Source organism: Amycolatopsis sp. NPDC003731, assembly GCF_053586895.1.
On record NZ_JBSFNC010000003.1, the window covers coordinates 39,531 to 51,744 of the forward strand.

At 71.4% G+C, this 12,214-nt stretch carries 12 protein-coding genes; 7 read left to right on the forward strand and 5 right to left on the reverse strand.

Annotated elements, in window-relative coordinates:
• Positions 1–187: 187 nt before the first annotated feature.
• On the reverse strand, positions 188–1,435 hold the full coding sequence (locus ACWDN5_RS02095) for an MFS transporter (RefSeq protein WP_449673898.1): 1,248 nt from the start codon (positions 1,433–1,435) through the stop codon (positions 188–190).
• Between the two features lie 303 nt (positions 1,436–1,738).
• Here ACWDN5_RS02095 and ACWDN5_RS02100 point away from each other — a divergent pair, with 303 nt between their 5' ends.
• On the forward strand, positions 1,739–2,638 hold the full coding sequence (locus ACWDN5_RS02100) for an SDR family NAD(P)-dependent oxidoreductase (RefSeq protein ID WP_449673899.1): 900 nt from the start codon (positions 1,739–1,741) through the stop codon (positions 2,636–2,638).
• A 131-nt stretch (positions 2,639–2,769) separates the two neighbouring features.
• Here the strand turns inward: ACWDN5_RS02100 and ACWDN5_RS02105 are convergent, their stop codons facing one another.
• Positions 2,770–4,626 carry an AMP-dependent synthetase/ligase gene (locus ACWDN5_RS02105; RefSeq protein WP_449673900.1) on the reverse strand — a complete coding sequence of 619 codons (1,857 nt, stop codon included), beginning with the start codon at positions 4,624–4,626 and terminating at the stop codon, positions 2,770–2,772.
• Positions 4,627–4,822: 196 nt separating this feature from the next.
• Between ACWDN5_RS02105 and ACWDN5_RS02110 the strand changes: the two genes are divergently transcribed.
• The 5 genes from ACWDN5_RS02110 to ACWDN5_RS02130 all read left to right on the forward strand — a co-directional run bounded on the left by ACWDN5_RS02110 (position 4,823) and on the right by ACWDN5_RS02130 (position 10,009).
• The gene (locus ACWDN5_RS02110; protein ID WP_449673901.1) at positions 4,823–5,479 is read left to right on the forward strand and encodes a transcriptional regulator; all 657 of its coding nucleotides are present in this window, start codon (positions 4,823–4,825) and stop codon (positions 5,477–5,479) included.
• A gap of 601 nt (positions 5,480–6,080) precedes the next feature.
• Positions 6,081–8,642, forward strand: a complete 2,562-nt coding sequence (locus tag ACWDN5_RS02115; protein WP_449673902.1) for a nitrate- and nitrite sensing domain-containing protein — start codon at positions 6,081–6,083, stop codon at positions 8,640–8,642.
• The gene (locus ACWDN5_RS02120; protein ID WP_043776694.1) at positions 8,642–9,058 is read left to right on the forward strand and encodes a roadblock/LC7 domain-containing protein; all 417 of its coding nucleotides are present in this window, start codon (positions 8,642–8,644) and stop codon (positions 9,056–9,058) included. The genes ACWDN5_RS02115 and ACWDN5_RS02120 overlap by 1 nt, the downstream gene beginning before the upstream one ends.
• Positions 9,055–9,426, forward strand: a complete 372-nt coding sequence (locus ACWDN5_RS02125) for a DUF742 domain-containing protein (RefSeq protein ID WP_310967127.1) — start codon at positions 9,055–9,057, stop codon at positions 9,424–9,426. Before ACWDN5_RS02120 ends, ACWDN5_RS02125 begins: the two co-directional genes overlap by 4 nt.
• A complete protein-coding gene (locus tag ACWDN5_RS02130; RefSeq protein ID WP_004561734.1) occupies positions 9,407–10,009 on the forward strand; it encodes a GTP-binding protein in 603 nt (200 codons plus the stop codon). Before ACWDN5_RS02125 ends, ACWDN5_RS02130 begins: the two co-directional genes overlap by 20 nt.
• 19 nt (positions 10,010–10,028) lie before the next feature.
• On the opposite strand, the gene ACWDN5_RS02135 is transcribed toward ACWDN5_RS02130, so the two are convergent.
• Positions 10,029–10,460: a DoxX family protein gene (locus ACWDN5_RS02135; protein ID WP_449673903.1), complete on the reverse strand. Its 432-nt coding sequence runs from the start codon at positions 10,458–10,460 to the stop codon at positions 10,029–10,031.
• 99 nt (positions 10,461–10,559) lie between these two features.
• Here ACWDN5_RS02135 and ACWDN5_RS02140 point away from each other — a divergent pair, with 99 nt between their 5' ends.
• Positions 10,560–11,027, forward strand: a complete 468-nt coding sequence (locus tag ACWDN5_RS02140) for an NUDIX domain-containing protein (protein ID WP_310967132.1) — start codon at positions 10,560–10,562, stop codon at positions 11,025–11,027.
• On the opposite strand, the gene ACWDN5_RS02145 is transcribed toward ACWDN5_RS02140, so the two are convergent.
• Complete coding sequence (locus ACWDN5_RS02145; protein ID WP_449673904.1) at positions 11,017–11,664, reverse strand: HAD family hydrolase; 648 nt, start codon at positions 11,662–11,664, stop codon at positions 11,017–11,019. The two genes, ACWDN5_RS02140 and ACWDN5_RS02145, sit on opposite strands and share 11 nt — an antisense overlap.
• A 28-nt stretch (positions 11,665–11,692) precedes the next feature.
• A complete protein-coding gene (locus ACWDN5_RS02150; protein ID WP_310967136.1) occupies positions 11,693–12,211 on the reverse strand; it encodes an O-acetyl-ADP-ribose deacetylase in 519 nt (172 codons plus the stop codon).
• Between the last annotated feature and the right edge of the window lie 3 nt (positions 12,212–12,214).

Here is a 12,214-nt window from a genome sequence, read left to right on the forward strand (position 1 = left end):
AACGGACCGGCCAAGGCCCCGGAGTAACTGCCGGGAACGCGGCGCAAAAGGTTCTGCGAGACTCTCCCCGCATGGAGGTGGCCCCCATGAGCAACCGCGACTTCTGAACCACCCTCGAATTGTCACCCGTGACGTCCGCGAATGCCATTCATGATCTTGTCCGTACCCCGGAGGTGGCACCTGGCGATCACGACGGCCAGTGCCGCGGCTCCGCCCCGCCCACCCGGCGCCAGGCGAACGCCACCGGCACGGCCAGCAGCAGACCCACCGCGCCCGCCAGCGCGATGGTCGCGTGCGCGGAACCCAGCGCCTGCGCGGCCAGCCCGCCCAGGCCGACGCCCACGCCCTGCGCGACCCGCAGCCCGGTCCGGTACAGGCCGCCCGCACTGCCCCGGATGTCGTTCGGCACCCAGGTGATGAACGTGGCCGACACCGTGATGACGTACGCGCCCGTCGCGCCGGCCAGCGCGAGCAGGATGAGCGCGAAGGCCAGGTTCGGCCGCAGCGCGAACGCCGCCAGCGCGGCCAGCGGCAGCGCGGCCAGCACGCCCAGCAGCTTGCGGCGGTGTTCGGTCGTGACGAACCGCGACAGCAGGAACGTGCCGGCGGCGAAACCGAGCGGGTCGGCGGCCAGCAGCCAGCCCACCGCCTGATCGCCCGCGCCCAGTTGTGCGGCGAGCGGCGCCGCGAGACCCTCCGGGATCACCGCCAGGCCGACGAGCCAGGACAGGTAGAGCAGCACCCGCAGCCGTTCGTCGCCGAAAACCTGCCGGACGGCGCCGAACCACGGGGCGCCGCCGTTGCCCGCCGCGGGCCGGCGCAGCACCAGCAGCCGCACGGCGACCGCGGCCACCAGGAACGTCAGCGCGTCGATGGCCAGTGCCCACGACGTCCCGATCGTCGTCACCAGCAGCCCGCCGGCGGCCAGGCCGGCCAGCATCGCGGTGTTGTTCGTGATCCCCCGCAGGTCCTGGCTCTGCAGGTAGACGTCGTCGTCGGCGAAGACCTCGCGGCCGAGCGCGTTCTGCGCCGCGTTGCCCGGCGCGTTCGCCAGCCGCGCGAGGACGAACAGCGCGAACACCCAGCCCAGCGGCATCCCGGGCAGCGCCATCAGCCCGATCAGCACGGCCTGCGCGAACGAGCCGGCGACCAGCACCGCGCGCCGGGGGAACCGGTCGGCGAGCTGGGACAGCCCGAGCCCGCCGGCGAGTGCGGGCAGGAACGTCAGGGAGTAGACGACGGCCGACAGGAGCGGCGACCCGGTCCGGTCGAACGTGAGGATGGCCAGCGCGACGATGGTCAGCTGGTCGCCCAGCATCGACTGCGTCTCGGCGAACCACAGCGCGCGGAACTCCCGGTTGGCCAGGACGGCCCGGAACCGGGGTGTCGCGCGTGTCGTCACCTCGTAACCACCGTCCCCCGATCGAGTGAACATGGACCGTCCGCATTGTGCCTCTCCGGTGATGACTCCATCCGGGGGAGTCACCGGACTACCACCGGAAAGCACCCACAGTATGCCGCCGGTTACGCCCCGGCGTCCCCCGAACGCCGGTCAGTCACCCCCTCGTGACCGGCCCGCGGGTACGTCCGGACTGATCGAACCGGACTCGCTCGGCGCAGGGCGGCGGCCGCTCGTCGTCGCGCCGATGCCGCGTTGGACCGAATGGGCCAAGACTGGACATGAGCCGGCCGGGGTGGACGGACCGCGCGCCGCCGGCGCTGCAGATCGGGGAGAGCAATGGACGGGTTGATGCAGGGCAAGGCGGTCGTGGTCACCGGTGCGGGCCGGGGCCTGGGCGAGGCGTTCGCGATCCACGTCGCGCGCGAAGGCGGGGCGGTGGTGGTCAACGACGTCGACGCCGAGCTGGCCGAGCGGACGGCGGAGACCATCCGCGCGCACGGCGGCCGCGCCGTCGCGAGCGGGCACAGCGTGGCCGAGGCGGGCGAGGCGCAGGAGATCGTCGACCTCTGCGTCAAGGAGTTCGGCGGGATCGACGGGCTGGTCAACAACGCGGGGCTGAACTACGAGGCCCTGCCCTGGGAGGATGACGCCGAGGCGGCCCGCGAGCTCGTGCAGGTCAACGTCCTCGGCGTGGTGAACACCGGGCTGGCGGCGATCAAGGCGATGGTCGACGCGGGCACCGGCGGCTCGATCGTCAACATCTCCTCGGGCGCTTCGCTCGGGCAGCGCAAGCTCGGCGTGTACGCGGCGAGCAAGGGCGCGGTCGCGTCCCTGACCTACTCGTGGGCGCTCGACCTCGAGGACGTCGGGATCCGCGTCAACGCCGTCTGCCCGCTCGCGCACACGCGGATGGTGTGGAAGTCGGAACGCTCCCTGCGCGCCTGCCCGCCGGACCGCACGCCGTCGCGGATCGCGCCGGTCGTGCTGTTCCTGCTCGGCGAGGGCTCGCAGGGGATCACCGGCCAGATGATCCGGTGCAACGGGCCGCAGCTGCACATCATGGGCCAGCCGTTCCTCAAGCAGCCGATCCTCGAGCGCCCGGTGTGGGACACCGAGACCGTGCAGAAGGCGTTCGACGAGGTCTTCTCCGCCCACCTGGAGAACTACGGCCTGGAGAAGCGCGTCCCGCCCCGGCTGCGCAAGTGGACGGAGTCGACCTCGCCCCGGACGGCCTGACGCGCCGATGCCGCGAATGACTCATTCGGGACGCCTGAGGTCCCCAATGAGTCATTCGCGACGCTGCGGGGCCCACGCGCGGGGAGCTCATCCCGGAGCCGGCGGGCCGGGCATGAGCGGGACGGTTCGGGTCAGGAGCCCGCGGCCGGCTCGGGGTCGCGGACCGCGGCGTAGAGGGCCTCGATGTCGGCCGAATAGCGGTCGTTGATGACACGGCGCTTGAGCTTGAGCGTGGGGGTCAGCTCGCCGGATTCGGGCGTCCACGTCTTCGGCAGCACGTGGTAGCGCTTGATCTGCTCGATCCGGGCGAGCCTGCTGTTGGCCGACTCGACCGCGCGCTCCAGCTCGGCCCGCACTGCGGGGTGCGACGCCAGCTCGTCCGGCGAGGCCTCGACGCCGTTCGCCGCGGCCCAGCCCGGTGCGATCTCGTCGTCGAGGACGATCAGGGCCGTCACGTATGGGCGGTCGTCGCCGATCGCGACCGCCTGGCCGATCAGCGGGTGCTCCTTGAGCAGGCCTTCGATCCGGGTCGGCGCGATGTTCTTGCCGCTCGAGGTGATGATCAGTTCCTTCTTGCGGTCGGTGATCGTCACGAAGCCGTCTTCGTCGATCGTGCCGATGTCGCCGGTCGCCAGCCAGCCGTCGGCGTCGGTGGCGTCGACGATCGTGCCGTCCTCCTGCAGGTAGCCGAGGAACACGATCGGGCCGCGGACCAGCAGCTCGCCGTCCTCGGCGACCTTCACCTCGACGCCGTCGAGGGGCTTGCCCACCGTGCCCGCGCGGAAGTCCGAGCCGGAATTGGACGTCGCCGCGCCGGTCGTCTCGGACAGGCCCCAGACCTCGCAGATCTCGATGCCGAGACCGGCCAGGAAGTAGATGATCTCCACCGGCAGGGCGGCCGCGCCGCTGGAGGCGACGAGCACCTTGTCCAGCCCGAGCAACGCGCGCACCGGCGCCAGCGCGGCCTCGTCGGTCTGCCGGATCTTCTCGGCCAGCTCCGCGGGCACCGGCCGGCCGGCGCTGCGCAGCTTGTAGCCCTGCTGCAGCAGCTCGTTCGCCTGCAGCAACGCGGTGCGCCGGTCTTCCGGCACGCCGCCGAGCATGTTCTTGAGCCCGGCGACCATCTTCTCCCACACGCGCGGGACGCCGAAGAAGCTCTGCGGGTGCACCTTGCCGAGCGCGCCGACGACCCCGCTCGGGTCGGCGAGGGTGTGCACGTGCCCCGCCCAGATGATCGGGAGGTAGATCGACAGCTCCCGCTCGGCGATGTGGGCTAGCGGCAGGTACGCGATGTTCGTCGCGTGCATCGGCGGGTGGTGCAGCTCGGTGACCGCGTACCCCTGGTGGATCGCGTTGCGGTGCGAGAGCACGACCCCCTTGGGGTCGCCGGTGGTGCCGGACGTGTAGATCATCGACAGCGGGTCGTCCGGCTTGATCTCCTGCCACGATCGCTCGAAGGCGTCCGGGTCGGCGGCAAGCGCTTCCCGGCCCCGGGCCCGGAGGTCGGCGAAGGAGAGGAAGCGGTCGTCACCCTCGGGGATCGCGGCCGCGTCCAGCACGACGATGTGCCGCAGCGCCGGGAGGTCGTCGAGCACCGGCCGCCAGCGCACCAGCTCGTTCTCCCCGCCGAGCACCACGACCGGCGCCGCGCTGTGCCGCGCGACGAACCGGATCTGGTCCGGGCTGAGGGTGGCGTAGGCGGTGCAGGGGATCGCGGACAGGTGCGTCGCGGCGAGGTCGGCGATGATGTGGTCCGGGCAGCCGGGCGCCATGATCAGCATGCGGTCGCCCTTGGCGAGCCCGAGCCCGGCCAGGCCGCGGGAGACCTCGGCGATCGCGGTGCGGAATTCCAGCCAGGTCAGCGTGGGCTGCCCTTCGAGGTCGAGCGAGGTGATCGCCGGCAGGTCCGGGTATTCGACCGCGTTGCGGTGCAGCAGCCGCGGGATCGTCTGGCCTTCGGTCTGCTCGGCGACGGACGGGGTGGTCAACGCTGGCCTCCTCGGAGCTCCGGATGGCCACACTGTAGGGGCTCCCGGCGCATGTGGATAGAGAATCGCGGCCACGTCAAGCGTCGCCGTCGAACCGGACATAGCGGTCAGGTCTCCACCACCGTCCACTGTGTACACGGGCGTTCCCGCGCGAACCGCGCTTCAATGGGGGAACCACGGACTCCAGGGGGAAGCGATGACGCGGTCGGCTCGTGAACTGCTCGGGAAGATCCAGGCCGAACTCGCGCCGCGCGACGGCGACAACCGGCTCGTGCCGCTGATCACCGCGGGCCGGGCGCCGCGCGCGGTGTTCGCCGCGCTCGCCGCCGAGGAGAAGCTGATCACCCTCAGCGACTGGCGGAGCTTCCACGAACTGGCCGCCCGGGCCGACGAGCCGCACGCGCGCGCCTTCTTCGGTGGCCTCGCGCCGGGGGAGCAGCAGGCGAACGGGATGCTGGACGCGCTCCTCGCCGCGACTGGTCCGGACCACGGGAAGGAGCGGCCCCGCGCAGGCTGCCAGGTCTACCCGGCCTACGTCGCCTGGCTCGCGCTGAACGGCGAGTCGTCGGCGACCGCGGCGGGGATCTTCGCCAATTTCGCCGCCTTCGGCCGGTACTGCCGGGACGTCGCCGCCGGCATGCGCGAGCACTACGGCTTCACCGACGAGCAGTGCGCGTTCTTCGACTTCTTTGCTGCGGACGTTCCGGAAATAGAAGAACAAGCGCTCGCCGCGATCCAGGCCGGTCTCGACGCGCGCCGCCTCGACGAACGCGAAGCGCACCGCTGCGCCCGGCTGTTCCAGAGCTACGAGCTGCTCTTCTGGAACACGCTGGCCGACGAGTTCCCGGGCTGACCGGGCCGGCGGCGCCCGCGGAACCGGTACCGGGGCCCGCGCGGCGTGATCGATCGGCCGCGATTGCGGAATGCCGGGAATTCCGCCCGTCCGCCCGGGGAATCCGCGGCTGCGCTCGCGAATGCTGCCCATTCCGCTTTCCCGGGGCCGTCCACACCGGACGAACGGGGCGTCCGGGTGGGCCCGCGCGGGTCCGTGATGTTTGTCACCGAACGATTCGCCGCTGTCGTACGTAGGAGGCCCCGTTCCGGACGCGCGGAGGGTCCGGGAGCGCTTCCGTTGCTCACATACGTGCATGGAACGAAAGTTCCCCTGCGACGAAGCTCACGACTTACGGTGGTGGACTTTCCAAGCGCAGGCAGCGAGTGTGGAGGGGTCACCGTTCCAAGATCACGTTCTCGCCACGGACTTGACGCGCCCTGGAGGGCTGCCTAACGTCGTCGCGGGCGAAGCAGACCACGGTGATGTTGATCCGGCTGGTCGGAATCCGGGTGTTGACCGCCTCGGGCGACCCGAAAACCATGTACTGCCGGAAGGAAAACGGACCCAGGTGAAGCAGATTTCTCTTCGACGCAACCGGGGATCCTCGATTCGGAAGCGCGTGCTCACGATCGCGCTGATCCCCAGTGTGGCGCTGTTGCTGGTCGGCGTGGCCCTCGCGGGCTACCTCATCTACGACGCGGTCACCGCTCGTGATTACACCAGCCGCATCCGGAACTCGGAAGCCCCGGCGATCCCCTTCTTCGCCGCGCTGCAGCAGGAGCGCCAGGCGACCCTGAGCCTGCTGGCCGGGCAGAGCAACCAGCGTGCCGTGCTCGCGGCCGTCCGCCCGAAGACCGACGCGACCGCCGCGAAGGAAATCGACAACCTCCGCGAGAACTTCGCCGACTACGACAACACCCCGCCGAGCGTGCAGAAGAACATCGCCACGTTCTTCGGGCTGTTCCAGCAGCTGCCGCAGACCCGGCAGGCGGTCGACAGCGGCCAGATGCAGATCGGCCAGGCGTTCGCCTACTACAACAAGCTGTTCGACCAGTTTACCGACGGCGTGGCCGGGCTCGCGCAGAACGCGCGCGGTGCCCAAAACGCTTACGACCGGCTGACCGCCATCCCGCTGTTCACCGCCGCCGACGCGATGCAGCGCAGTGACGCGCTCGCCGCCGCCGGGCTGGCCGCGGGCGGCCTGTCGAACGACGACTTCCGCGCCTACGTCGGCCAGGTCGGTGCCTACCACGCCCAGCTCGACGCGTCGGCGCCGAAGATGATCCCCGACGTCAAGGCGAAGTACGACCAGCTGCTGGCCAGCCAGCCGTGGCAGGCCGTGACCCAGGTCGAGACCGCGTTCCTGCGCGGCGACCTGTCCAAGCTGCCGGTGCCGCAGGACCAGTGGCGGGCCGCGGCCCGCCAGGTCGGCGACGCGCTGATGGGCATCTTCATCCTGCAGAGCTCGAACGCGAGCCAGGCGGCGATCAACGACGCGGACTCGACGTTCACCGAATCGCTGATCGCCGGTGTGATCGCGGTCCTGTTCGCGGTCTTCGTGGTCTTCGTCGCCGTCCGGCTGTCGAACCGGCTCATCGGCCGCCTGCACCGGCTGCGCGAGGACACCCTCGACGCGGCCGAGGTCCGGCTGCCCGAACTGGTCGCCCGCGTCCAGGCCGGCGAGCCCGTCGACCTCGAAGAGGGCGGGCACTTCCTCGACCACGGCACCGACGAGATCGGCCAGGTCGCCGACGCGTTCAACAAGGCGCAGCAGACCGCCATCGCGGCCGCCATCGACGAGGCGAAGACCAAGGAGGGCACCAAGACGGTGTTCCTCAACATCGCCCACCGCAGCCAGGTCATCGTGCACCGCCAGCTCAAGGTGCTCGACCAGGCCGAGCGCAAGCAGGAGGACCCGGACCAGCTGGACACGCTGTTCCAGCTCGACCACCTCTCCACCCGCGCCCGCCGCAACGCCGAAAACCTGATCATCCTCGGCGGCGGGCAGCCGGGCCGTCAGTGGCGCAACCCGGTCGGCCTGGCCGAGCTGGTCCGCGGCGCGTCCGCCGAGACCGAGGACTTCGCGCGGGTGAAGACGGCGGTGCTGCCGCAGATCGCCATCCGCGGTCCGGTCGTCGGCGACCTCGTGCACCTGCTCGCCGAGCTGATCGACAACGCGACGTCGTTCTCGCCGCCGCAGTCGCGGGTCGAGATCCGCGGCAACGTGGTCGGCAAGGGTGTCGTGATCGAGGTCGAGGACCAGGGGCTCGGGCTCGAGCCGGACCAGACCGAAGAGATCAACGCGATGCTGGCCGACCCGCCGGACTTCGGGATCATGGCGCTGTCGGACGAGCCGCGCCTGGGCCTGTTCGTGGTCGCGCGGCTGGCCGCCCGCCACGGCATCCAGGTGCACCTGCGGGAGTCGGCCTACGGCGGCACCCGGGCCATCGTGCTGGTGCGCACCGACCTGCTCGCCCCGCTCGCCGAGTCCGAGCCGGAGCAGCCGATCACCCCGCCGAAGCCGGAGCTCGTCTCGAACCCGGTCGAGCCGGAGCCCACGGCCAACGACGAGGTCGCGCCGCTCAAGCGGCCGCAGCGCCGCCCGGCGCGGCACCGCACCGAGCCGCCGGCCCCGCCCGTGACGGCCCCGGCCGCGGTGACCCCGCCGCCGGCGCCCGTGGTCGTCCCGCCGGTCACCGTCCCGCCGCCGACCCCGGAGCGGATGCCGGCGCAGCCGTCCTCGGAGCGGCCGCCGTCCGTGCCGACTCCGGTCCCGGTCGGGTCCGTGTCGGAGCCGGTCAGCCAGCCGACCCAGGCCCAGCCCGTGGCCGCCGTCCGGCCGCCCGCCCCGCCGAACCGGACTTCGCGCCCGGCTCGCCCGGCCGCGCAGCAGCCGGTCTGGCCGCCGCAGGAGCCGCGGGCCGCGGCGACGCCGGAGAGCCGGCCGCAGCAGCCGCGCCGTCCGGAGGCACCCGGCCGGCCGCCGCTGCCGCAACGGCGACGCCAGCAGAACCTCGTGCCCCAGCTGCGGGAAGATAAGCCCGCACAGGAACGCGAAGAGGTCCGGCTGGACTCGCCGGAGGCCGCCCGCAGCAGGCTGTCCGCCTTCCAGCAGGGCACCCGGCGGGCCCGTGACGAAGAGTTTCCCGAGAACGACGACAGGTACGGAGAGCGCGAGTAATGGTCAACTCAGGCGCCCACGAGCTCGACTGGCTGCTGGACGACCTCGTCAAGCGGGTCGCCGGGGCGGACCGGGCGGTGGTGCTGTCCTCGGACGGCCTGCTCATCGGGAGGTCGGGCAACCTTTCCGAGGAGGACGCCGAACACCTGTCCGCGGTGGCTTCGGCGTTCCAGAGCCTGGCCCGCGGCACCGGGCGGCACTTCGGCGGCGGCAACGTCCGCCAGACGATGGTCGAGATGGACCACGCGTTCCTGTTCGTGACGGCGGCCGGGCGAGGCGCCTGCCTCGCCCTGCTGGCCCGTGAAGACGCGGACATGGGGCTGGTCGCGTACGAGATGAACCTGATGGTGAAGCGGGTCGGCCAGGTCCTCACCTCGGCCCCGCGGACCGCCGGCGCGCAGCCCACTGCGCCATGAGCCCACGGCACGAAGCCTGGTTCGACGACGAGGCCGGCCCCCTGGTCCGGTCCTACGCCGTCACGGGTGGCCGCACGCGGTCGGACACCCTCGGGCTCGACCTGATCACGCTGGTGGTCGCGCTGCGCACCGCGCACGAGGCGGGCATGCTCGAACCGGAGTACGCCCGCATCATCGCCCTGTGCCAGCGGCCGGTCTCGGTGGCCGAGGTGGCCGCCCGGGTCGATCTGCCGCTGCCCGTGGTGAAGGTGATGCTCAGCGACCTCATCGAGCAGAACCTGGTGCTGTTCCGTACCGCGGCACCGGTCCAGGAAACTCCCAACCGACACGTATTGCAGGCGGTTCTTGATGGCATCCGGAAACTCTGACCCCCGGCGGAACCTGACCGCGACCGCGGTCAAGGTACTCATCGCCGGCGGGTTCGGGGTCGGCAAGACCACGATGGTCGGTTCGGTGAGCGAAGTGCCGCCACTGCGGACCGAAGAGGTCATCACCACCGCGTCCGAGGGTGTCGACGACCTGTCCGGCGTCGAGCAGAAGACCACCACGACGGTCGCGCTCGACTTCGGCCGCATCACGATCAACCCGGACCTGATCCTGTACCTGTTCGGTACGCCGGGGCAGGACCGGTTCTGGTTCATGTGGGACGAGCTGGCCGAAGGCGCGCTCGGCGCCGTCGTGCTGGCCGACACGCGCCGGCTCGACAGCTGCTTCGCGGCGGTGGACTTCTTCGAGCGCCGCAACCTGCCGTTCGTCGTCGGCGTGAACTGCTTCGACGGCGCGTACCGCTACGGCACGGAGGAGGTCCGGCAGGCGCTCGACGTCGGCATGGACGTCCCGCTGCTGCTGTGCGACGCCCGCGAGCGGGAGTCGACGAAGCAGGTGCTGACCAGCCTGATGGAGCACGTGATGGCGCGGTCCGACCTCGCGGCCGCCCAGGGCGGCTACTAGCCGGACCGCGCTCGGCCGGTCAGCGCTTGCGCAGGTTGTCGAGCGCGAACCGGCCCGGGCCGATCGCGGCGAACAGCAGGAAGACCCACGAGTAGACCGCGGCGGGCTCGCCCATGTTCTGCAGCGGCAGCAGGCCCATCGGGGCGTGCACGGTGAAGTAGGCGTAGGCCATCACGCCGGAGAGCAGGATGGCGGACGGCCGGCTGGCGAGCCCGACGAGCAGCAGCAGCGCGCCCACGAGCTCGAACACGCTGCCCCACCAGCCGGGGAACGAGCCGAACGGGACGCCGCCGCCCTGGCCGTCGATCCCGCCGAAGAAGCCGAATCCCTGCAGGCCGTGGAAGCCGAACAGGAACGAGATCACGATCCGGCTCGCGCCGATCACGAGCCCGGTGACCTTGGTCTTGGCCGGGGTGGCGGTCTGGCTGTCGCGGGCGATGGTGGCGGTCATGGTGGTTCCTCCCTGGGTTTTCGGTGCCTTCTGCCAACGCGTCGATCGGGCCCGGCGGGTTTCGACACCCTCGCGGAAAAATCTTGGGAGACTTTCTCCATGGCGGGCAAACAGAGTGCCGGGCTTCTGCTTTACCGAGGTCACGGCGAGGACGTCGAGGTGCTGCTCGGGCACATGGGCGGGCCGTTCTGGGCGAAGAAGGACGCGGCCGCGTGGTCGCTGCCCAAGGGCGAGCTCGATCCGGACGAGCCCCCGGAGAAGGCGGCCCGGCGCGAGTTCGAGGAGGAGCTCGGGCTGCCCGCCCCGTCCGGTGAGTACGTCCCGCTGGGCGAGGTGAAGCAGTCGGGCGGCAAGGTCGTCACGGCGTGGGCGGTCGAGGCCGACCTCGACCCGGCGACAGTGGTGCCCGGGACGTTCACCATGGAGTGGCCGCCGCGCTCGGGCCGTCAGCAGGAGTTCCCCGAGGTGGACCGGGTCGAGTGGTTCTCGCTCCCGGACGCCCGCGAGAAGCTGCTGAAGGGCCAGCTGCCGTTCCTGGACCGGCTACTGGCGCTGGTCAGCGGCTGAGCAGTGCCTCGAGGGGCTTGGCGGTGAAGGACGGCAGCAGGACGTCCGCCTGCCCGAAGTCGAGGTTCCGCGTGATGGCGTTCGGCACGGCCACGCAGGTCAACCCGGCGGCCTTGGCGGAGGTGACGCCGTGGGGAGTGTCCTCGAAGGCGATGGCGTCGGCGGCGTCCGCGCCGAGCGCGTCGAGGGCGGCGAGGTAGAGGTCGGGGTCGGGCTTGGCCTTGTGGAGGTCCCCGGTGAGGACGGCGTCGAAGTAGTGGTCGAGGCCGAGCCGTTCGAGGTGCGGGTTCACCCACGCCCCGGACGAGCTGGAGGCGACGGCCAGCTTGAGGCCGTGCTGCCGCGCGGTCTCGAGGTAGTCCCGGACCCCTTCGCGCGGGCCCAGGTCTTCGAGGAGCTTCAGGACGTGGGCCCGGGTCCTGGGTCGCAGCGCGTCCGGATCGATGCCGGGGACGTGCTCGGCGAGCAGCGCGAACATGGCGGGCGTGGTGCGCTGGGTCCCGATGACGGCGTACCAGGCCTCCAGCGGGAGCTCGATCCCGTGCTCCCGGAAGACGGCCTGCCACGACTGCAGGACGGCGGATTCGGTGTCGGCGAGCGTGCCGTCGAAGTCGAAGACCAGGGCGCGGGTGGGCACGTCTGCACCCTGCCCGGTGGGTGATCGTTCAGGCAAGGGAGTTGTGACGTGCCCGAAAGGCCTGGACGGCCGCTTCGCCGCGCAGGGCGAAGACGACCTCCTCGATGGGGCCGGGCTCGGCTTCGGCGACGGTGGTGAGCGCGATCCCCGCGGCCGACTCCAGCGGCCAGCGGTAGATGCCGGTGGAGATCGCCGGGAACGCGACGGTCCGGGCGCCGAGGTCCCGCGCCACCCGCAGCGCGTTGCGGTGGCAGTCGGCGAGGAGTTCGGAGCGGTCTTCGGAGGCCGACCACACCGGGCCGACGGTGTGCACGACCCACTGCGCGGGCAGGTTCCCGGCGGTGGTGGCGACGGCCTGCCCGGTCTTCAGGCCCTTGCCGTAGTGCCCGGCCCGCAGCTTGCGGCACTCGGCGAGGATCTCCGGGCCGCCCTTGCGGTGGATGGCCCCGTCGACCCCGCCGCCGCCGAGCAGCGAGGAGTTGGCGGCGTTGACGACGACGTCGACCTCGAGGGTGGTGATGTCGGCGTCGAGGATCCGGATGCGCATGGA